19 protein-coding genes are annotated in these 21,128 nt (G+C 60.3%); 10 read left to right on the forward strand and 9 right to left on the reverse strand.

The features are described 5' to 3' along the window. Positions 1-83: 83 nt before the first annotated feature. The 4 genes from AC5I5B_RS01215 to AC5I5B_RS01230 all read left to right on the forward strand — a co-directional run bounded on the left by AC5I5B_RS01215 (position 84) and on the right by AC5I5B_RS01230 (position 3,116). Positions 84-677, forward strand: coding sequence for a thermonuclease family protein (locus AC5I5B_RS01215; protein ID WP_111834512.1), 594 nt, complete (start codon positions 84-86; stop codon positions 675-677). Continuing rightward, positions 670-1,314, forward strand: a complete 645-nt coding sequence (locus AC5I5B_RS01220) for a uracil-DNA glycosylase family protein (protein ID WP_162724162.1) — start codon at positions 670-672, stop codon at positions 1,312-1,314. The genes AC5I5B_RS01215 and AC5I5B_RS01220 overlap by 8 nt, the downstream gene beginning before the upstream one ends. A 70-nt stretch (positions 1,315-1,384) precedes the next feature. Beyond that, positions 1,385-1,873, forward strand: a complete 489-nt coding sequence (locus tag AC5I5B_RS01225; RefSeq protein WP_003507846.1) for an Lrp/AsnC family transcriptional regulator — start codon at positions 1,385-1,387, stop codon at positions 1,871-1,873. 277 nt (positions 1,874-2,150) lie between these two features. Continuing rightward, positions 2,151-3,116: an aliphatic sulfonate ABC transporter substrate-binding protein gene (locus AC5I5B_RS01230; protein WP_111781116.1), complete on the forward strand. Its 966-nt coding sequence runs from the start codon at positions 2,151-2,153 to the stop codon at positions 3,114-3,116. A 172-nt stretch (positions 3,117-3,288) separates the two neighbouring features. Here AC5I5B_RS01230 and AC5I5B_RS01235 read toward each other — a convergent pair whose 3' ends face one another. The 5 genes from AC5I5B_RS01235 to AC5I5B_RS01255 all read right to left on the reverse strand — a co-directional run bounded on the left by AC5I5B_RS01235 (position 3,289) and on the right by AC5I5B_RS01255 (position 7,150). Then, the gene (locus AC5I5B_RS01235) at positions 3,289-4,113 is read right to left on the reverse strand and encodes a class I SAM-dependent methyltransferase (RefSeq protein ID WP_111785015.1); all 825 of its coding nucleotides are present in this window, start codon (positions 4,111-4,113) and stop codon (positions 3,289-3,291) included. An 84-nt stretch (positions 4,114-4,197) separates the two neighbouring features. Continuing rightward, the gene (locus tag AC5I5B_RS01240; RefSeq protein ID WP_060723297.1) at positions 4,198-4,464 is read right to left on the reverse strand and encodes an usg protein; all 267 of its coding nucleotides are present in this window, start codon (positions 4,462-4,464) and stop codon (positions 4,198-4,200) included. A gap of 169 nt (positions 4,465-4,633) precedes the next feature. After that, on the reverse strand, positions 4,634-5,464 hold the full coding sequence (locus tag AC5I5B_RS01245; protein WP_003507864.1) for an ABC transporter permease: 831 nt from the start codon (positions 5,462-5,464) through the stop codon (positions 4,634-4,636). Next, complete coding sequence (locus AC5I5B_RS01250) at positions 5,461-6,264, reverse strand: ABC transporter permease (protein ID WP_003507866.1); 804 nt, start codon at positions 6,262-6,264, stop codon at positions 5,461-5,463. The genes AC5I5B_RS01245 and AC5I5B_RS01250 overlap by 4 nt, the downstream gene beginning before the upstream one ends. A 112-nt stretch (positions 6,265-6,376) precedes the next feature. After that, complete coding sequence (locus AC5I5B_RS01255) at positions 6,377-7,150, reverse strand: ABC transporter substrate-binding protein (protein WP_111834511.1); 774 nt, start codon at positions 7,148-7,150, stop codon at positions 6,377-6,379. Positions 7,151-7,491: 341 nt separating this feature from the next. Between AC5I5B_RS01255 and AC5I5B_RS01260 the strand changes: the two genes are divergently transcribed. Then, the gene (locus AC5I5B_RS01260; RefSeq protein ID WP_111834547.1) at positions 7,492-9,771 is read left to right on the forward strand and encodes an OmpA family protein; all 2,280 of its coding nucleotides are present in this window, start codon (positions 7,492-7,494) and stop codon (positions 9,769-9,771) included. Between the two features lie 183 nt (positions 9,772-9,954). On the opposite strand, the gene AC5I5B_RS01265 is transcribed toward AC5I5B_RS01260, so the two are convergent. Then, positions 9,955-10,878 (reverse strand): pseudouridine-5'-phosphate glycosidase, encoded by a 924-nt coding sequence (locus tag AC5I5B_RS01265; RefSeq protein ID WP_060723296.1) that lies wholly within the window; start codon positions 10,876-10,878, stop codon positions 9,955-9,957. A gap of 29 nt (positions 10,879-10,907) precedes the next feature. Continuing rightward, positions 10,908-11,849, reverse strand: a complete 942-nt coding sequence (locus AC5I5B_RS01270) for a carbohydrate kinase family protein (RefSeq protein ID WP_111834510.1) — start codon at positions 11,847-11,849, stop codon at positions 10,908-10,910. Between the two features lie 246 nt (positions 11,850-12,095). Here AC5I5B_RS01270 and recA point away from each other — a divergent pair, with 246 nt between their 5' ends. Together recA and alaS are read left to right on the forward strand one after the other, a co-directional pair. Next, positions 12,096-13,187, forward strand: coding sequence for a recombinase RecA (gene recA / locus AC5I5B_RS01275; protein ID WP_020012874.1), 1,092 nt, complete (start codon positions 12,096-12,098; stop codon positions 13,185-13,187). A gap of 230 nt (positions 13,188-13,417) precedes the next feature. Further along, complete coding sequence (gene alaS / locus AC5I5B_RS01280; RefSeq protein WP_111834509.1) at positions 13,418-16,081, forward strand: alanine--tRNA ligase; 2,664 nt, start codon at positions 13,418-13,420, stop codon at positions 16,079-16,081. An 88-nt stretch (positions 16,082-16,169) separates the two neighbouring features. Here alaS and AC5I5B_RS01285 read toward each other — a convergent pair whose 3' ends face one another. Together AC5I5B_RS01285 and AC5I5B_RS01290 are read right to left on the reverse strand one after the other, a co-directional pair. Next, positions 16,170-16,796 (reverse strand): glutathione S-transferase family protein, encoded by a 627-nt coding sequence (locus AC5I5B_RS01285; RefSeq protein ID WP_003507880.1) that lies wholly within the window; start codon positions 16,794-16,796, stop codon positions 16,170-16,172. Between the two features lie 350 nt (positions 16,797-17,146). Continuing rightward, on the reverse strand, positions 17,147-18,361 hold the full coding sequence (locus tag AC5I5B_RS01290; protein ID WP_003507881.1) for an NADP-dependent isocitrate dehydrogenase: 1,215 nt from the start codon (positions 18,359-18,361) through the stop codon (positions 17,147-17,149). Between the two features lie 215 nt (positions 18,362-18,576). Between AC5I5B_RS01290 and AC5I5B_RS01295 the strand changes: the two genes are divergently transcribed. The 3 genes from AC5I5B_RS01295 to murI all read left to right on the forward strand — a co-directional run bounded on the left by AC5I5B_RS01295 (position 18,577) and on the right by murI (position 20,871). Continuing rightward, the gene (locus AC5I5B_RS01295) at positions 18,577-19,107 is read left to right on the forward strand and encodes a hypothetical protein (RefSeq protein ID WP_020012867.1); all 531 of its coding nucleotides are present in this window, start codon (positions 18,577-18,579) and stop codon (positions 19,105-19,107) included. A gap of 116 nt (positions 19,108-19,223) precedes the next feature. Beyond that, on the forward strand, positions 19,224-20,066 hold the full coding sequence (locus AC5I5B_RS01300) for an RNA methyltransferase (RefSeq protein ID WP_003507883.1): 843 nt from the start codon (positions 19,224-19,226) through the stop codon (positions 20,064-20,066). Beyond that, positions 20,050-20,871 carry a glutamate racemase gene (gene murI, locus AC5I5B_RS01305; RefSeq protein WP_020810915.1) on the forward strand — a complete coding sequence of 274 codons (822 nt, stop codon included), beginning with the start codon at positions 20,050-20,052 and terminating at the stop codon, positions 20,869-20,871. The genes AC5I5B_RS01300 and murI overlap by 17 nt, the downstream gene beginning before the upstream one ends. Positions 20,872-21,128: the final 257 nt, after the last annotated feature.

Below are 21,128 nucleotides of genomic sequence, written 5' to 3' on the forward strand. Positions count from 1 at the left end.
CCTTGCAGACTACGCGCAAAATCTTAAGAAGATGCTGCCGTTAAAGGATTTGTTTGCCATTTCTGACAAGGGTTTGTTGTTACATGAGACGAAATGGAGGCAAAAGCAGGCGTTTTTCGGCATTTCGCGATGGCGGGCTTTTTCTCGCCACGGTTTTTCTCGGTATTCTGATCGCGGCCAAGCTCGATCAGATCAACAGCGAAACCTATAGCGGCCGCTTCTTCGTGATCGATGGCGACACGCTGTCAAAGGGTGAGGAACGTTTCCGGCTGCTCGGTATCGATGCGCCGGAGCTTGCCCAGACATGTCTGCGCGGCAGCGAAAGCTGGCCGTGCGGCGAGGAGGCGCGCCGTGTCCTGCAACGGCTGGCCCGGCCGACGGATTTTTCCTGTTCCGGCAGTTCCAGAGACCGTTACGGGCGGCTGCTCGTCTATTGTTCCGCAGACGGCAGGGATGTCTCATCGGAAATGGTGTCGGCGGGTTTTGCGGTCGCATCAGGTTATTTCCAGTTCTCAAGCGAGCAGGCGGCGGCGCGCAGGGAGGCGCGCGGCATCTGGGCGGGAGAATTCGAGAAACCATCGCAATGGCGGCGGGAACACCGTGCCGCGGATCTGGAAACGCCGGCGGCGGGTTTCCTCACCATTATCCGCCATCTCATGGGATGGGACCATGGTTGAGCTAGCGCTGGTGCGTGATGATGGGCTGGACGGGTTGCGCGGCGAAATCGCCCACTGTCGTCTCTGTCGCGATATGCCGCTCAACGGAATGGCTGATCGCCTGCCGCACGAACCCCGGCCGGTGGTCGTCATGTCGACCAAGGCGCGTATCCTGATTGCCGGGCAGGCGCCGGGGCTTCGTGTGCACGAAACGGGGTTGCCCTTCAACGATGCCTCGGGTGACAGGCTGCGCCAGTGGCTGAACGTCGATCGGGAGACATTCTATGACCCGGATCGTTTCGCCATCGTGCCCATGGGCTTCTGTTTTCCCGGTTATGACGACAAAGGCAGCGACCTGCCGCCCCGGCGCGAATGTGCGCCGCACTGGCGCGAGCGGGTAATGGTGGCAATGCCGCAGGTGGAGCTGATCCTCGCCATCGGCCAATATGCACAGGCTTTTCACCTGGGTGAAAGGCGGCGCAAAACCATGACCGAAACGGTGCAAAACTGGCGCAGCTATCTCCATGCCAATTCCGGTCCCGGCATTTTTCCCCTGCCGCATCCGAGCTGGCGCAACACCGGCTGGCTGAAAAAGAACCCATGGTTCGCGGAGGAGCTGCTGCCGGTTCTGCGACAACATGTGGAAATGCGGCTTTAGTGAAACAATTTTCTGTTTTTCTGCGAAAATTAGTGTATTGAAAGGAAATTAATTCAGGAGGGTAGACGCATTGGATCGCCTAGACCGTAAGATTTTGCGCATTCTGCAAGAGGATTCCACGCTGGCCGTTGCCGATCTGGCGAAAAAGGTCGGCCTTTCCACGACGCCCTGTTGGCGGCGTATTCAGAAGATGGAAGAAGACGGCGTCATCCGCCGGCGCGTGGCGCTGCTCGATCCGGTCAAGGTCAACACCAAGGTCACGGTTTTCGTTTCCATCCGCACCGCTTCCCATTCCATCGAATGGCTGAAGCGCTTCTCCGAGGTGGTTTCCGAGTTTCCGGAAGTCGTCGAATTTTACCGCATGAGCGGTGACGTCGATTATCTGCTGCGCGTCGTCGTGCCTGACATTGCCGCCTATGACGCTTTCTACAAGCGCATGATCGCCAAGATCGAAATTCGCGACGTGTCCTCCGCGTTTGCGATGGAGCAGATCAAATATACGACCGAACTGCCGCTCGATTACATGCTGCTGGATAATCCGAAATCCGGCGAGGAGTGATCCGCCGCTGGCTGGGTTTTTGATCAATGCCCTTTCCGGCTGCCGGGGAGGGCATTTTTATTGGCGGGTTGCCTTTCCTGCCCTGCCAGGGGTTGATCCTGTCGGAAGGGCCATCCGATAGCGGCCGCCCGGCCACGACAATCTTATTCCGCCCATAACGGCAAATTCGCACATTCAATTCTCTCGGCGCTGTCTACGCGCAAACTGGGATTTTGATAAAATCTCTCGAATATCTACGCTTTTACTGTCGAAGGATGGAATAGCGAGGGATATCCATATGCTCACACGACGCGGAACATTGGGACTGATTGCAGGTGCGACCGGGGCGGCGTTTCTGCCGCATATCCGGCGGGCAAGCGCCGCAACCACCACATTGCGGATTGGTTGGCAGAAGAATGGCGTGATAGCGCTTGCGAAAAGCCAGGGCGCGCTCGAAGCGCTGCTGAAAGATCGCGGCATCGAGGTCAAATGGTCGGAATTCTCCTCCGGGCCGCCGCTTCTCGAAGCGCTTGGCGCAGGCGCGCTGGATATCGGCCCGACTGGCGATGTGCCGCCGCTTTTCGCGCAGGCCGCCGGCGGCAATCTGCGTTACGTCGGCACCTACAAGGCGGCGGCCGGCGGATCGGCTATCCTCGTGCAGAAGGATTCGCCGCTGAAGGCGCTCGAAGACCTGAAAGGCAAGAAGGTTGCCTTCAAGCGCGGCTCCAGCGCCCACAACGTCACGGTCAAGGCGCTGCGAAAGGCCGGATTGACCTTGAACGACATTACCCCAGTCGATCTTGCGCCGCCGGATGCGGCCGCCGCCTTCCGCAGCGGCAGCATCGACGCCTGGTCGATCTGGGATCCCTATTTCGCGGTGGCGGAAAAAGAGCCGACAACACGGGTTCTCTCGACCGCCGAAGGCATCGTCGATCCGTGGAGCTACTTCCTCGCCAACGGCGATTTCGTCGAGACCAATCCCGATCTCGTGCCGCTGATCCTCAAGGAACTGGCGAATGTGGGTGCGAAGGCGCAGGCCAATATCGATGCAACGGCAAAATCGCTGGCGTCGATCACCGGCGTTCCCGAGGATGTCACCAAGGTCTCGCTGACACGGCCGGGAGCCGATCTCGGACGGGTCTCGCTGGTTCCGGATGAAGCCATTGCCTATCAGCAGGCACTTGCAGACGAATTCTATGATCTGAAGATCGTGCCGAAGAAACTCAAGGTGGCGGATATCGTCTGGCGTCCGAAGGCGAGTTGAGAGGGCGGGAAAATTGAGTCTCTTCAACCCGCTGGCGGATGTTGCTGAGAGCTTGATTCAGGCAGGAGCCGTGTTCGCCATATATAGGGCGAGCGCGTGCTGCTTGTTTCTTCTCCCCGCCGGGGAGAAGAAAGGTGCCGAGATGTCGGGGGCATAAGCCTCCGATGTCGCATCAGCCCTTGAGCTTCGCAATCACCAGATGACCGGGCGTCGGATTGCCGTCCTGCATGCGCACGTTGATGTCGGTCACTTCGAGAACCTCGAAACCGGTCGCGGCCAGTCTTTCGCGGACATAAGTTTCCGCATGGGCGAAACGCTGGTGCGGGCCGACCATATAGGGGCGTCCGGCGAGCGTCGCTTCGGGCAGAGTTTCCGACGAGAAGATCAGCAGGCCGCCGGCATTGAGGTTTTCGGCAGCGCCGAAAAACAGTGGCTCCAGCGCGCCGAGATAGGGCAGCACATCGGTTGCGGTGATGATGTCGAAGGGCTCGTCGTCATTATCTTCAAGAAAGTCCTCGGCTTCGGCGACGTAGAGCGTCTCGTAAAGGTCCTTCTCATGGGCGATCTCGACCATGTTTTCGGAAATATCAATGCCGGTGATATCGTCGGCCATATCGCGCAGCGCTTCGCCGGTGAGGCCGGTGCCGCAGCCGAGATCGAGCAGGCGCTTGAAGGGGCCGAGGTTGAGGGTCTGCAGCCGCTGGCGCACCATCATCGGCACGGCGTAACCGAGCTGCTCGACAAGAATATCCTCGAAAGCTTCGGCATGCTGGTCGAACAGGGTTTCGACATAGGCATCAGGTGCTTTCGATGGCTGTTCGCCCCGGCCCATGGCGGCGATGCGAACGGCCGCGCCGCCGTGATCCTCCGGATCGATGGCGAGAACTTCTTCATAGGCCTTCACCGCCGCATCCACATCGCCTGATTTTTCAAGCGCGAGTGCGCGGTTATAGGCCTCGGCAAGCGCCTCTTCGTCGATTTTCTGGTTCTTCGTCATCGTGCCTTATCCGTCAGCGTCTTCAGTTGAAGTTTGCTGTAAGCCGCATCGGAGGCGGGCGCAATGTTTATGTGGCGCGATGGCTCAGTGGAGGATGAACTCCCCTTTGAGCGCGCGCCATTCCTGCGCCGAGATCACCTGCCGGTGCACGTAGCGGACGGAGTGCAAAGGCCCGTCGAGCTTTTCCTGCCAGAATTTGAGGAACCCGTGCATTTCGGGGAAATCAGGGGCCAGATCATAGTCCTGCCAGACATAGGTCTGGAGAACCAGCGGATGGTCCGGCAGGCGATAAAAAATCTGGGCGGTGGTGAGGCCGTAGCCTCTCAGCATCATTTCCATGTCCTTGTTCATGACGGCGGTTCCCGTTTCCATGATTGCCGATCACAGCATTGCCGCTGTATCGAATATGGGAACACGACATGGTTAATCCAAGCTTGCCAGGGACATGGATTGTCATAAAATAGTTATATTTTTCAAAATGTTAGCAGCCTTCCTTGATGAGTGCTGCCAACTTTTCCGCTTAGCGCTTGAGATGGCGCGTCAGGCGGGCCTCCAGCCATGCCCAGACATGTCTAAGCGTTTCGACGATCGTCAGGTAGAAGATCGCCGCCCAGAGATAGGCCTGATAATCGAAGGTGCGGGAAAAGGCGTAACGCGTCTGCCCCATGAGGTCGAAGACCGTGACGATGGAGACCACCGCCGAACCCTTGATCATCAGGATGATCTCGTTGCCATAGGGACGCAGCGCCACGATGAGCGCCTGCGGCAGGATGACCTTGCGGAAGGTGATGAGTTTCGACAGGCCGAGCGAGGCGGCCCCCTCGTGCTGGCCGCGCGGCACGCTGCGGATCGCGCCGCGCAGGATTTCGGCCTGATAGGCGGCGGTGTTGAGAGTGAGCGACAGGAGGCCGCAATACCAGGCCTCGCGGAAGAACCACCACAGGCCGACGGTCTCCAGCCCCTGGCGGAAGCTGCCGAGGCCGTAATAGATCAGGAAAAGCTGCGCCAGAAGCGGTGTGCTGCGAAAGACATAGACATAGGCATAGGCGAGTGCGCCGATGACGCGGTTTTCCGACATGCGGCCGAAGGCGATCGGCACGGAAAGAATGGCGCCGAGAATGATCGAGCTGCCGACCAGCGTGATGGTGGTGATGAGACCATCGATGTAACGCGGCCCGTAACGCCCGAATTTATCCCAGTCCCAGCCTTCGATCATGGCGAAGATCAGCCCGGCGGCGAGCAGCAGCCAGAGCGTGATGACGGCGATGCCGACGATGCGGGAAATATTGAGCGGCTTGTCCGCTACCGCCGGGGCAGGGCGCGCGGGAATGAGTTCCTGAACATGGCTCATCGGCTTACCTCCGACTTGCGCGACCAGCGATCGATGAAACCGATGCCGATGGACGAAAGCAGCGCGAGAATGAGATAGAGCAGGCAGGCGATGCTGTAAAAGAAGAAGGCTTCCTTGCTGACGCGGGCGGCGATGCCGGTCTGGCGGATGATATCGGCAAGGCCGATGATCGAGACGTAGGACGTGTCTTTCAGGAGGATGACCCAGAGATTGGTCATGCCGGGCAGGGCGATGCGGACGAGTTGCGGAATGATGATGAGCACCATGGTGCGGCCCCGCGAAAGACCAAGTGCGGCACCTGCCTCATATTGCCCCCTGGGTATGGCCTTGAAGGCGGAGAGCAACACTTCGGAAGCATAGGACGAGAACACCACCGACAGCGCCACCATGCCCGCCACGAAAGCGTTGATCTCGACCGGGCCGGTGATGCCGATATAACCGGCCACCGATTGCAGCAGCATCTGGATGCCGTAATAGACGATGAAGAGCGTCAGGAGTTCCGGCAGACCTCGGAAGATGGTGGTGTAGATACCGGTCGCCAGCCGCAGCGATTTTTCTTCCGATTGTGCAGCGAGCGCGATGAGAAAACCGATCAGCAGTCCGACGGGCAGGGTGGCAAGCGCCAGCGAGATCGTGACCTTGACGCCGAAAGCGATCTCATCGCCCCAGCCAGCATCGCCGCAGGCGACCAGGGTGCCGTTTCCGAAAAGCGAGAAGAGACCGACCGGCCCGCAGAAGGGATCGAGAAGTGTCGAGACATAGGTCCAGAACGCACCTATGGCGGAAAATGCTCCGCTCATGCCAGTTTTCCCCTGCGGTCTTAAGCCGCCGTGATTGTTATCGTGACGTTTTCAAACAAAAATGGCGGAAGGGCAAGCCTTCCGCCACGAGATTTCAACAGATCGAACAGGCTTACTCGCCGTAAACGTCGAAATCGAAGTATTTTTTGTTGATCTCCTGATACTTGCCACTGGCGCGGATGCCGGCGATGGCGGCGGTGAACTTGTCGGCGAGCGCCGTGTCACCCTTGCGCACGGCAACGCCCGCGCCATTGCCGTTGATCTCGACGTCGACCTTGAGCGGCGTCAGGATCTTGCAGCAGGCGCCGGCATCCGTCTTCAGCCATTCCGAAAGCACGACGATGTCGTCGATGACGGCGTCGATGCGGCCATTGGCGATGTCGAGCTTATATTCGTCGGCGGTCGGATACATCTTCAGGTCGGCATCCGGGAAATGCTTTTCGGCATAGTTGGAGTGGGTGGTGGAACCCTGCGCGCCGAGCGACTTGCCCTTGAGATCATCGAGGGACTTGATCGGCGAATCCTTCGGTACGGCGATAGCCGGCGGGGTGTTGTAATATTTCTTGGAGAAGTCGACCTTCTGGAGACGTTCCGGCGTGATCGACATGGACGCGATGATGGCGTCGAACTTCTTGGCCTGCAGGGCGGGGATGATGCCGTCCCAGTCATTGGTGACGAAGGTGCACTCGGCCTTCATTTGTTCGCACAGCGCCTTGGCGATGTCGATGTCGAAGCCGGTCAGCGTGCCGTCGGCTTCGAGATTGTTGAAGGGCGGATAGGCGCCTTCGGTGCCGATGACGATCTTGTCCTGCGCGAGGGCTGCGCCCGACAACAGCGAGATGGCGGCAATCGATACGGCTGCGAGCAGACGGGTGGAAATAGGCATTTCGATCCTCTCTTTTGGTCGTTCATCCGCAGTCTGTTGTTGTTTTCAGTGCGGACGCCATGGGCGCTGGGCGCGGCAGGACGGAGGATACCGCCTGTGGCCTTCAGCGCGGATGCAATTATTCATCCGGTTGGTCAAAAAATGCAACTGCAATATTAGTCATCGCGTTTGTGCCGCAGAGCCTCCACGAAAAGGCCTTGATCTGTTCATTTCCGGTACAGAACGCTTTGTTCATCATGGGAACCGAAGTGTGTGCCGGGCGTTGACCAGCGCCTGCACGCGCAGCCGGAATCACGATGTCGCAAGACTGGCGACCAATAATGGCAGATGAGGAAACACCGATGCTGAAGAAGAACACATTGCTGACGGGGGTGGTTTTCCCCCTCATGTCGCTGGCGATTGCGGTGGAGCCGGCCGCGGCCGGTTTTGCCGGTGCCGCGCGGGCGCAGGCGCTTCCCGGACAGGCGACGACCGGTCAGGTGATTCTGGCGCAGGCACAGCCGGAAGAGCCGAACCCGGAAGAGGAACTGCGCAAGCGGCGCAAGCAGGCCGAAGAGGCGCAGCCGCAGGCCGAGCCGCAACGCCAGGAGCGCGCACCGGAACCGCCGCGTGAGCCGGAGTCCAAACGCGAAGCCGCGCCCGCCGAGCCACGCCCAGAACCGCAGAGGGAGCCCCAGAGGGAACCCCAGCGTGAGCCGCAGCCCGAACCCCAGCGGGAACCGCAGCAGCAGCGCGAGGCCCGCCCGGAGCCCGCGCCGGCCGAACAGCCGCAGGAGCGTCCCCGCAAACCAGAACGCGCACAGGAGCCGCAGGGCGAGGGCGAACAGCGCCCGGCACGCCAGCGCGAGGCGGCACCCGAAGCCGCACCTGCCGAGGAGCAGCCGAAGGAACGTCCGCGCAAGCCCGAACGGGCCGAGCAGCCCGCAGGTGAGGGTGAGCAGCAGCGTCCCCGTAAGGAGCGCGCGAAAGAACCTGCAGCCGAACAGGAGCCCGCAGCACGCCCTGAAAATGCCGAGCAGCCGGCCAAGCCTCGCGAGCCGGCGCCTTCCAAAAAGCCGCAGGTAGAGGAAAAGGCCCCGGAACAGAAAGCCGAACCGGCTGAAAAAGCCGTTCCGGAGAAAAAGCCTGCCGCCCCGGAGCCGGCAGTGAAGGAAGCACCGGTTCCGACCGAAGCCCCGACGCCCGCACGTCCGCCGGCGCCCGAGGCCCAGCCCAATCCCGCACCGGGTCGTCAGCCTTCCGAACAGCCGCCGGTAGAGGGCCAGGGTAGAACTGAACCTGCAGCCCCGCTGCCAGGCGCGCCGACGCCTCCGCCGCCGAGCGGTACGACGACCGGACAGGCGCCGGCCGGCGAACCCGTGCCCAATCAGGTCGCTGTTCCGCAGACGGAAGCGCCGCCGATGACGAAGGAAGAGCTGGACAAGGCCAAGGCCATTGCCAAGGACCCGTCCAAGACCGCCGATACCGTCATTCTGCCGGTCGACAAGGGTGCCGCCGTTCTCGACAGCGACAAGGAAGTGGAACGCTCCGGCAACCGCCAGACCCGCGAGGAGCGCCGTCGTGAACGCGAGCAGGCCGGCGACGTGAAGGTTCCGACATCGGACGCCGAAGCGCAGCGCGCCGGCGCCGCCGAAGGCAAGGCTCCGCCACCGCCCGTCAAGATGGAGGCGATCACCTCCCAGCAGGGCGAACGTGTCGATCGTCGTCCGCAATATGAGCGGCCGGAAGGTGTCCGCGAATGGCAGCCGCGCGAAGGCCGCCCGCGCGATCGGGATCGTGACGGCGACGCGCCGATCATCCTGCAATTCGGCGACCGTGTCGTGGTGCGCGGCGATGATAACCAGCGCTTCATCCGCGATGGTGGTGAGCCCTATTACGAGCGCTTGGGCGGCGGTCGTGTCCGCGAAACCGTGGAGCGCCGCGATGGAACGCAGGTGGTTACGATCCGCAACCGTTATGGCGACGTGATCCAGCGCTCGCGCATCGACGATCGCGGCCGCGAATATGTGCTGTTCTATGCACCGGAGCTGATGGAAGATCCGGACCGTGATTATGTCTATCGCGATCCCGGCCTCGACCTGCCGCCGATGCGCCTGCGCATTCCCGTGACCGATTATATCATCGACACGTCGAGCGATCCGGACCGCGATTATTACCGCTTCCTGGAACAGCCGCCCGTCGAACCGGTGGAGCGGGTCTATTCGCTGGATGAAGTGCGTTATTCGGCCCGTATCCGCGACAAGGTGCGCCGTATCGACCTTGATACGATCACTTTTGCCACCGGCAGTGCCGAGATCCCGATGGCGCAGGCACGTTCGCTGCGCAAGGTGGCTGATGCCATCAACAAGGCGCTCAACAAGAACCCGGGGGAAACCTTCCTGATCGAAGGCCATACCGATGCCGTCGGTTCGGATGAAAGCAACCTCGTTCTCTCGGACGAGCGCGCCGCTTCCGTCGCCAATGTGCTGACCGATGTTTACGGTATTCCGCCGGAAAACCTCGCGACTCAAGGCTATGGCGAGCGTTACCTGAAGGTTCAGACACTTGGCCCGGAACAGCAGAACCGCCGCGTCACCATCCGCCGTGTGACGCCGCTGGTGAAGCCGGTCGCACAGAACTGATTGGGTTCAGGAACTGAAAAGAAAAGGCCTGGAAAGCGCAAGCTTTCCGGGCCTTTTTTGTTGGTTGCGAGGCCTTCTGCTTTCACACCGTCATCCTCGCCCTTGAGGCGAGGATCCATTCCTGCGAGCGCATCGTGGATCCTCGGATCAAGCCTGAGGATGACTGAGAAGACGATTTTTTCTTCAGTTCAGCGCCACGGCGATCTCAGCAGCAAGCTGCGCATTGTTGCGCACCAGCGCAATATTGGTCTCCAGGCTGCGGCCATCTGTGAGGCGGAAAATATCGCCGAGCAGGTAGGGGGTGACTTCCTTGCCGGTGACTTCGTCGCGCTCGGCGTGCGAGATGGCGCGGTTGATGTAGATTTCCATCTCCTCGCGCGGAATTTCGTCTGCTTCCGGCACGGGATTGGCCACCAGCATGCCGCCGTCGATGCCCAGCTGTTCGCGGGTTGCCTGGAAATTGGCAATCGCCGCCGGGCTATTGAGCGAAAGCGGGCTCGACAGGCCGGAAGAGCGGGACCAGAAGGCCGGGAATTCTTCCGACCCGAAGGTGACGACAGGCACGCCGTTGGTTTCGAGAACCTCCAGCGTCTTCGGAATATCGAGAATGGCTTTCGCGCCGGCGCAGACGACGATCACGCCGGTCTTGGCAAGCTCGGTCAGATCGGCGGAGATGTCGAAGGTCTCTTCCGCGCCCTTGTGCACGCCGCCGATACCGCCTGTCGCAAAAACGCGGATGTCGGCGCGGGCGGCGGCGATCATGGTGGCTGCAACCGTGGTCGCGCCCGTGCGGCGCTCGGCGATGGCAAAGGCGATATCGGCGCGCGAGACCTTCATGGCGTCGGTTGTCTGGGCAAGCGCCTCAAGCTGGTCCTTCTCAAGACCGATATGCAGCGTGCCGTGAATGACGGCGATGGTGGCCGGAACCGCACCCTGATCGCGGATGATCTGTTCGACGCTTTCGGCCATCTCGATGTTGCCGGGATAGGGCATGCCATGGGTGATGATGGTCGATTCAAGCGCCACGATCGGCGCGCCGCGCTGCTTGGCTGCGGCGACTTCCTGAGAATAGACGATGGGCAGGAGCGGGGAGATGGGGCGGGTCATGGCATCTGTTCCAGTTTTCAAAAGCGGGTTCATGCCAGCATTTCAGCCTGGGGAACAAGCCCCAACATGGCTTCGACACTGTCTTTTGATAGTTCATGCGAGGTGGCGAAGGGGGACTGCACGGTGATGGCCGCCGCGGCCGCCCCCTGTCGCAAGGCCTCCGCAATCGTCTTTCCCTCGGCGATGGCGGCGAGATAACCAGAGGCCATGGCGTCGCCCGCACCGGTGACATCCTTCACCTCGCGGATGAGAGGCGGGTGGAGGATTGCTTTTTCCGTTCCATTGAAGGCAACGACTTCGCTTGCGCCGCGGGTAACGACGCCGCCGCAAAGCCCGGCCTTGCGCAGAATATCCGGCCAGTCGCGGACATTGGCCGCCGTCTCGCCGGTCAGCGCGCGGGCTTCCGCCTCGTTCATGAAGAGGACGTCGATATCGCCGAGCGTCGCTTTCAGCTTCACCGCCTTGGCGGGCGATATGGCAATGGCGGCCAGCGGTTTTTCGCAGGCGCGGGCAACGAGGCCGAGCGCCGTCAGCGTATCATCAGGCAGATTGGCGTCGCAAAGCAGGATATCGCTCGCAGTGATCGCCTCCCGCACGGCGCGTATCTTCAGGCGGCGCGGGGTGAAGAGCTTGTAGAGGTCCATATCCGCAAGCGCGATGACGAGGTTGCCGTCACGCTCCAGAATGGCGGTGTAGCTTGGCGTGCGGCGGTCGAGGAAGGTGAAGGGCGTGTCTTCAACGCCCGCCTGCTTCGCAGCCTCCGCCACCGCTTCGCCTGTCACGTCACCGCCGCGCGGAGCAATGATGCGGACCTGAAAACCGAGGCGGGAGAGATTGCGCGCGGCGTTGAAACCGCCGCCGCCGGCCTCTTCCATCCACGAGCCGGGGTTGCTCGCGCCGGGCGCCGTCTCAGTCTCGATCATGCCGCGCCGGTCGATATGTGCGCCGCCCAGAACGAGTATTTTCTTCACGCTTGCGTTTCCCTCTTTGGCGGATGGAAAGACCGGACGATTCGGCCTAAACTGACGTCTTCCTGACCTCGCATCCGGTTTGCGGCGATGGGCCGGGCACGGAAAAACGAAAGCAGAACAAACTACTTATCGCTATTTGTTTTCAATATGCTGGCTCAGCCTTGCGAAATGAGAACAAATAGAGTACATACCGTTTCCATACTGCTTCATTGCCTGTGCGGCTTCAATAACCTAAAGGTGGTTCGGATGGCACAAAATTCTTTGCGTCTCGTAGAGGATAAATCGGTGGATAAAAGCAAGGCACTGGAAGCGGCGCTCTCCCAGATCGAACGGTCGTTCGGCAAGGGATCGATTATGAAGCTCGGTTCCAATGAAAATGTGGTTGAGGTGGAGACCGTTTCGACGGGTTCTCTCAGCCTGGATATCGCGCTCGGCATCGGCGGTTTGCCGAAGGGGCGCATCGTTGAAATTTATGGCCCGGAAAGCTCGGGTAAGACGACGCTGGCGCTGCAGACGATTGCGGAAGCCCAGAAGAAGGGCGGCATCTGCGCCTTCGTGGATGCCGAGCACGCGCTCGATCCGGTCTATGCCCGCAAGCTTGGCGTGGATTTGCAGGGCCTTCTGATCTCGCAGCCGGATACGGGCGAGCAGGCACTTGAGATCACCGATACGCTGGTGCGTTCCGGTGCGGTTGATGTCCTGGTGGTCGACTCCGTTGCGGCGCTGACGCCGCGGGCGGAAATCGAAGGTGAGATGGGCGACAGCCTGCCGGGTCTTCAGGCCCGCCTGATGAGCCAGGCGCTGCGCAAGCTGACCGCTTCGATCTCCAAGTCGAAATGCATGGTCATCTTCATCAACCAGATCCGCATGAAGATCGGCGTCATGTTCGGTTCGCCGGAAACGACGACAGGCGGTAACGCTCTCAAGTTCTATGCGTCCGTTCGCCTCGACATCCGCCGTATCGGCGCCGTCAAGGAGCGCGAAGAGGTTGTCGGCAACCAGACCCGCGTCAAGGTCGTCAAGAACAAGATGGCTCCGCCCTTCAAGCAGGTGGAATTCGACATCATGTATGGCGAGGGTGTTTCCAAGACCGGTGAGCTCGTCGACCTCGGCGTGAAGGCCGGTATCGTCGAGAAATCCGGTGCATGGTTCTCCTATAACAGCCAGCGTCTGGGGCAGGGGCGTGAGAACGCCAAGACCTTCCTGCGCGACAATCCGGAAACGGCAAATGAGATCGAACTGGCATTGCGCCAGAATGCAGGTCTGATCGCCGACCGCTTCCTGCAGAATGGCGGCCCGGATGCCGGTGAAGGCGACGACGGCAGCGACGAGGGCTGATGCATTCCGCGAAGGTCCTGATGTCGCCGTCCGGAGACTTCGTCGAGCTGGTATAGATCAAAAGGGTCGTGCGATTTTTCTTCGCGCGGCCCTTTTTCTTTGCCTATATGTCTTGCTTCGCCTCCATGGCTGGACAGGGCAGGATGCGGACGATAAAAGCCAGTGATTTTGCAATATAGCCATCGTTTCCGGTGGCGGTGATGGACTCCAGCTGTGAGCGGTGTGTGGGCATGAGCGGTGTGAATGAAATTCGGTCGACCTTTCTCGACTACTTCAAGAAGAACGGACATGAGATCGTGCCCTCCAGCCCGCTGGTGCCGCGCAACGATCCGACACTGATGTTCACCAATGCCGGCATGGTGCAGTTCAAGAACGTCTTCACCGGTCTTGAAAGCCGTCCTTATTCCACGGCCGCTTCGGCGCAGAAATGCGTGCGCGCCGGCGGCAAGCATAACGACCTCGACAATGTCGGTTATACCGCCCGCCACCACACCTTCTTCGAAATGCTCGGCAATTTCTCCTTCGGCGATTATTTCAAGGAAGAAGCGATCACCCATGCCTGGAACCTGATCACCAGGGAATTCGGCATCGACCGCAACCGTCTGCTGGTGACTGTCTATCACACCGACGACGAGGCCTTTAACCTCTGGAAGAAGATTGCCGGTTTCTCCGACGACCGTATCATCCGCATTGCGACCAGCGACAATTTTTGGGCAATGGGCGATACCGGTCCCTGCGGTCCCTGTTCGGAAATTTTCTATGACCACGGCGATCATATCTGGGGCGGCCCGCCCGGCTCGCCGGAAGAGGATGGCGACCGTTTCATCGAAATCTGGAACCTCGTCTTCATGCAATATGAGCAGCTGACGAAGGAAGAGCGCATCGACCTGCCGCGTCCGTCGATCGACACGGGCATGGGTCTTGAGCGTATTTCCGCGCTGCTGCAGGGCAAGCACGACAATTACGATACGGATCTGTTCCGCGCGCTGATTGCTGCTTCCGTGGAAGCGACCGGTGTTCCGGCCGAAGGTGAAAAGCGCGCCAGCCACCGGGTCATCGCCGACCATCTGCGCTCTTCCGCCTTCCTGATCGCCGATGGCGTCCTGCCGTCCAATGAAGGCCGCGGTTATGTCCTGCGCCGCATCATGCGTCGCGCCATGCGCCATGCCGAACTTCTCGGCGCGCGCGAGCCGCTGATCTACAAGCTGCTGCCGGCACTCGTGCAGCAGATGGGCCGCGCCTATCCGGAACTGGTTCGCGCCGAGGCGTTGATTTCCGAAACGCTGAAGCTGGAGGAAACCCGTTTCCGCAAGACCCTGGAACGCGGCCTGTCACTTCTCTCCGACGCCACCTCGACCCTGCACAAGGGCGACATGCTGGACGGCGAAACGGCTTTCAAGCTTTACGACACCTATGGTTTCCCGCTCGATCTGACGCAGGATGCGCTGCGCGCGCGTGAGATCGGCGTCGATATTTCCGGCTTCACCGACGCCATGCAGCGCCAGAAGGCGGAAGCTCGCTCGCACTGGGCCGGCTCCGGCGACAAGGCGACCGAAACCGTCTGGTTCGAACTGAAGGAAAAGTTCGGCGCGACCGAATTCCTCGGTTACGATACTGAAACCGCCGAAGGCGTCATTCAGGCGATCGTCAAGGACGGCAAGTCGGTGGACAGCGCCGCCGAGGGCGAGACGGTGCAGATCGTCGTCAACCAGACGCCGTTTTATGGCGAGTCCGGTGGCCAGATGGGCGATACCGGCGTTATTTCCGGCGACAATGGCGCCTTTGCCGTTTCCGACACCCAGAAAAAGGGCGAAGGCCTGTTCGTGCATACCGGCACCGTTTCCAAGGGCGGATTGAAGCTCGACGAAGCCGTGCAGCTGACGGTCGATCATGACCGTCGTTCGCGTCTGCGCGCCAACCACTCCGCCACCCACCTGCTGCACGAGGCGCTGCGCGAGGTGCTCGGCACGCACGTCGCCCAGAAGGGTTCGCTGGTCGCGCCCGAGCGCCTGCGCTTCGACGTTTCGCATCCGAAGCCGATGTCGGCCGAGGAGCTGAAGGTGGTCGAGGAGATGGCGAACGAAATCGTCTTGCAGAACTCGCCTGTTGTCACCCGCCTGATGAGCGTTGATGACGCCATTGCCGAGGGTGCGATGGCGCTGTTCGGTGAAAAATATGGCGATGAGGTTCGTGTCGTGTCCATGGGCACCGGCCTGCACGGCGCGAAAGCCAACCGTCCCTATTCCGTCGAGCTTTGCGGCGGCACGCATGTGGCGGCAACAGGCCAAATCGGCCTCATCCGCATTCTCGGCGAAAGCGCCGTTGGTGCGGGTGTGCGCCGTCTGGAAGCCGTGACGGGGCAGGGCGCGCTTGCCTATCTCGCCGAGCAGGATGAGCGCGTAAAGGCATTGGCTTCGTCGCTGAAGGTTCAGCCGGGCGAGGTACTGTCGCGTGTCGAGGGACTTCTCGACGAGCGCAAGAAGCTGGAGCGCGAGCTTGCGGATGCCCGCAAGAAACTCGCAATGGGCGGTGGTTCCTCGGATGCCGGCGCAAACGACGTCCAGCAGGTTGCAGGCGTCAATTTCCTCGCAAAATCCCTGTCCGGCATCGATGCCAAGGACTTGAAGGGCCTTGCCGATGAAGCCAAGGCAAATCTCGGCTCCGGCGTCGTGCTGCTGATCGCTGTTTCCGAAGATGGCAAGGCAAGCGCTGTTGCGGCCGTGACGGAAGATCTGACGGCCCGTTTCAGCGCTGTCGATATCGTCCGCACCGCGTCTGCCGCACTTGGCGGCAAGGGCGGCGGCGGTCGCCCTGATATGGCGCAGGCCGGCGGTCCTGATGGCGCCAAGGCGCAGGATGCCATCGAAGCGGTGGCGGCGGCCCTGGCGGCCTAGTCAGAGCAAATTCAAAAAGGGCGGGGTTTTACCCCCGCCCTTTTGATTCTGGTTCAAGCCTCCGGCGCAGAACAGCGGTTCCCGTCTTTCAGCCCGTCGCCTGCAAGTCCTTTGCCGCTTCCTCATCGAGCTGGGCGGCCCGCTTGAAGGCCGGGCGTTCGGTGAGATGGGCCATGTAATCGAGAAAGGCCGGGCGTTTTTCGATCGTGCCGAAATGCAGCCCCCAGCCGATATGGGCACCGACATAGACATCCGCTGCGGTAAAGAGATCACCGGCGATAAAGCGGTTTTCGCTGACGGCCCGTTCAAGCGTATTCATCACATCCGCATAGCTGCCGCAGCCGGCCATGCGCAGCTTCTCCTTCGGCACTTCGAAACCCATCGCCTTCATGCTTGCCGCCATTTCCAGCGGGCCTGCGGCAAAGAACATCCAGCGATAATAAAGCCCACGTGCCTTGGGCGTGGGCGCAAGGTTCGCGCCGGGAAAGGCATCGGCGAGATAGGCGCAGATCGCTGCCGCCTCGGTGACGATCGTATCGCCGTGTTTGATGGCGGGCACCTTCGCCATCGGATTTATCAGCCGATAGGCGGGCGATTTCATCGAGGTCTCGAAACCCAGTATTTCCGTTCGGTATGGAACGCCCACTTCCTCGAGCATCCACCGCGCGATGCGTCCGCGCGACATAGGGTTGGTGTAGAAGATCAATTCACTCATGCTTTTGCCTCCCCAAGCAAAATCCTCGAAGCATCCCGGGAAAACCGATGCGGATTTCGCGCCTGCGCTTCGCTTTTTTTAAGTCCGCAGCATCCTTCGCGTGTTCCCTAAGACCGCGCTGATGCTCCGATGAACGTTTGACTGTGCCGGGCAAGTTATGTGCAAGTAGATGCTATTTAAGTTTTGTCTTATTGTTGTACTGGCCGCAGCACGCGGAATCGAAGTCTGCGCCTAGTACAACAGCTAATCAAGATACTGTGAACAAAAAAGAAACCAGACGTTTCAGCTCTACGGTACACATAAAAAACCCGGCGCTGAGGCCGGGTTTTGAAGTCGCTGGGAAAGCAGGCTTAAGCCGCCATCGCCTTCTTGAGGTTCTCGTCGATCTTGTCGAGGAAGGCGGTGGTGGAGAGCCAGGGCTGGTCCGGACCGATGAGGAGGGCCAGATCCTTGGTCATGAAGCCGCTTTCAACGGTGTCGACGCAGACGGTTTCGAGCGTCGTTGCGAACTTTGCGAGCTCGGCATTGTCGTCCAGCTTGGCGCGGTGGGCGAGGCCACGTGTCCAGGCGAAGATCGAGGCGATCGAGTTGGTCGAGGTTTCCTGACCCTTCTGGTGCTGGCGGTAGTGGCGCGTAACCGTGCCGTGCGCAGCTTCGGCTTCGACTGTGCGGCCGTCCGGTGACAGAAGAACTGAGGTCATCAGGCCGAGCGAGCCGAAGCCCTGCGCAACCGTGTCGGACTGCACGTCGCCGTCATAGTTCTTGCAGGCCCAGATGTAGCCGCCGGACCACTTCAGCGCGGAAGCGACCATGTCGTCGATCAGGCGGTGCTCATAGGTGATACCGGCTTCGTCGAACTGCGCCTTGAACTCGGTCTGGTAGACTTCTTCGAAGATATCCTTGAAGCGGCCGTCATAGGCCTTGAGGATGGTGTTCTTCGTGGAGAGGTAAACCGGCCACTTGCGCATCAGGCCATAATTCATGGAGGCGCGGGCGAATTCGCGGATGGATTCGTCGAGGTTGTACATGGCAAGAGCCACGCCAGCGCTCGGGGCATCGAAGACGTCCTTTTCGATGACCTGACCGTCTTCACCGACGAACTTGATGGTCAGCTTGCCCTTGCCGGGGAACTTGAAATCGGTTGCCTTGTACTGGTCGCCGAAAGCGTGACGGCCGACAACGATCGGCTTGGTCCAGCCGGGAACGAGGCGCGGAACGTTCTTGCAGATGATCGGCTCGCGGAAGATGACGCCGCCCAAAATGTTGCGGATCGTGCCGTTAGGGCTCTTCCACATCTGCTTCAGGCCGAATTCCTCGACGCGGGCTTCATCCGGGGTGATGGTGGCGCACTTGATGCCGACGCCGTGCTTCTTGATGGCGTGCGCCGCGTCGACAGTGACCTGGTCGTTGGTGGCGTCGCGGTTTTCAACCGAGAGATCGTAATATTCGATGTCGAGATCGAGGTATGGCAGGATCAGCTTGTCCTTGATGAGCTGCCAGATGATACGGGTCATTTCGTCGCCGTCGAGATCGACGACCGGATTGGCTACCTTGATCTTTGCCATGAATTCCTCACCTTCGAAGCTGTGGCGTCTGATAACGCCGGTATTCGGAAAAATATCCGGTGCGGCTATAGCATTGCGAGCGTCTGAGGCAAAGCCATGGGGGGCGCTTTTTTGGCGCAGCGCAATAACGCTTTGCGCATTGCCAAACCATAATGCCGGAATACAGTCAGGCGAATCGCTTCGCCCGCTTGTCGGGCCTACCCCGGGATCACATCATGCGGAATATTCTGCTTCTGACTGCCGCCGTCCTCTTTTCCCACAGCGCCCTTGCTGCCGGGCCCACCGATCCCGTCCAGAAGGTGATGGATATCACCGTCAAGAACTGGTCCGGCGACGCCGAAAACTGGAAATACATCTTTGATGAGGACATGCTGACCAGCCTGTTCAGCAAGGATTTCGTCGCACAATATCACGAAGCGTCCAAGAAGCCGGCCTACGAGGCAGAAAGCGGGGAGAAGGGTGATCCCTTCGGTTACGATGTCGTGACCAACTCCCAGGATGGCTGCCCGCTGCAGGAAGTTTCAGTGACGGCCGGTGCGGTGAAGGACGGCGTGACTGACGTGACGGCGAAATTCAAGCTCTGGGCCTGCATGGACGAGGCGGAGATGAAGGCGACGGTTGACGAAGTGCATTTCGACGTCGTCGAGGAGGATGGCCGGCCGGTCATCAGCGATATTCATCGCGTTGGCGACGAGGGCAGGGATTCGCTGCGCGAAGAGATGGCGACGATCATCAAGGGGGAGTGAAGAGGACGCTCACACCCCTCCGCCTTTGATTTTAGCGCCGATCTGTGCCAGTGAGGCGCGCTTTAGCGTATCGGTTCGAAAATCGACGCGCCGCTTCAGAAAACGGACAAAAGACGATGGCAGGCACAAACAGCGAGCTTGAACTTGTGGCGGAAGGCCCGGCGATCATTCTGGTCGAACCGCAGCTCGGCGAAAATATTGGTATGGTGGCGCGGGCGATGGCCAATTTCGGCCTCGCCGAATTGCGCCTGGTCAATCCGCGTGACGGCTGGCCGAGCGAGAAAGCGCGCGCTGCCGCTTCCAAGGCCGATCATGTCATCGATGCAACGAAGGTGTTCGAGACGCTGGAAGAGGCGATCAAGGACCTGAACTTCGTTTATGCCACGACCGCGCGCGAGCGTTACGGTTTCAAGCCGGTGCGTGCGCCCGTCACCGCCGCCGAGACATTGCGTGCAAAATTCAAGACGGGCGAAAGGACCGGCATCCTGTTCGGGCGCGAGCGCTGGGGCCTTACCAACGAAGAGGTGGCGCTGGCCGACGAGATTGTGACCTTCCCGGTCAATCCCGCCTTTGCCTCGCTCAACATCGCGCAGGCCGTGCTTTTGATGTCCTATGAGTGGATGAAGTCAGGCATGGACGATCTGGGCGAAACGCTTTTCCAGTCCGTCGAGCAGCGGCCCTCCACCAAGGAGCAGGTTTTCGGCCTGTTCGAACATATCGAGGAAGCGCTGGACGCGCGTGGTTATTTCCATCCGCCCGAAAAAAAGCCGAAAATGGTCGACAATCTGCGCGCCGTGCTGTCGAGACGTGGTTTTTCCGAGCAGGAAATCAGTGTTTTCCGTGGCGTGATCAATTCGCTCGACCGTTTTCCCCGGCAATGGCCCAAGCAGGCAGGCCGGGCGGGAACGGCAGAGGGAATATTGGCGAAGGGAACCGGGGAGCATGCTGAAGACGAGTGAGGCGGCCGCCGATGTACTGAAACCGGTGCTGGTGTTCGATTCCGGCATTGGCGGGCTGACGGTTCTGCGCGAGGCGCGCGTGCTGATGCCTGAGCGCGGTTTCATCTATGTGGCCGACGATGCGGGTTTTCCCTATGGCGGCTGGGAGGAGGAGGCGCTGAAGGCGCGCATTCTCTCGCTCTTCGAAACGCTGCTGCAGGATTATAGCCCGGAAGTCTGCATCATCGCCTGCAACACGGCCTTCACGCTCGCGGGTGCCGATCTTCGCGCCCGCTTTCCGCAGATGACTTTTGTCGGCACCGTGCCCGCCATCAAACCGGCGGCGGAGCGCACCCGTTCGGGCCTGGTTTCCGTGCTGGCGACACCGGGCACCGTCAAGCGCGCTTATACGCGCGATCTCATCCAGTCCTTCGCCACCCAATGCCATGTCCGTCTCGTTGGCTCGGAAAATCTGGCACGCATGGCGGAAAGCTGGATCAGGGGAGAGCCGGTCTCGGACGAGGCGGTTCTAGCCGAAATAGAGCCCTGCTTCATCGACAGCGACGGCAAGCGCACAGACATCATCGTGCTTGCCTGTACCCATTATCCCTTCATGGCCAATGTGTTTCGCCGGTTGGCGCCCTGGCCGGTGGACTGGCTCGATCCCGCCGAGGCGATTGCCCGGCGTGCCCGCCATCTGGTGCCGCTGCCACAGGATGCGGAGCACCCTGACGGTTTCGATTTTGCCGTCTTCACCTCAGGCAAGCCGGATTTTGCCACCCGGCGGCTGATGCAGGGATTTGGTCTCAGCGTTTCGTTGACCTGAGTTTCGCTGCCCAGCCGCCTGTTGTATTTTTGCATCTGTTTTGCCCGTCTTTTGCAATTCGAGATTGCGACCTCTTGTCGCGCCGGATTTCTTATGTAAGATGTTTCTCGTCTGTAACCGCTATGAATGGAGGCGTGGAATGACCAATGACATGAATATGCGCCTTAACGGCATGTCTGGCTTTTCCGGCATGGTCTTCGGTGGTTATGTGATGCGAGGCATCTCCCTCCGATAAGGCTTAAAGCCTGATTTCCCTG

Source organism: Agrobacterium sp. (assembly GCF_059499945.1).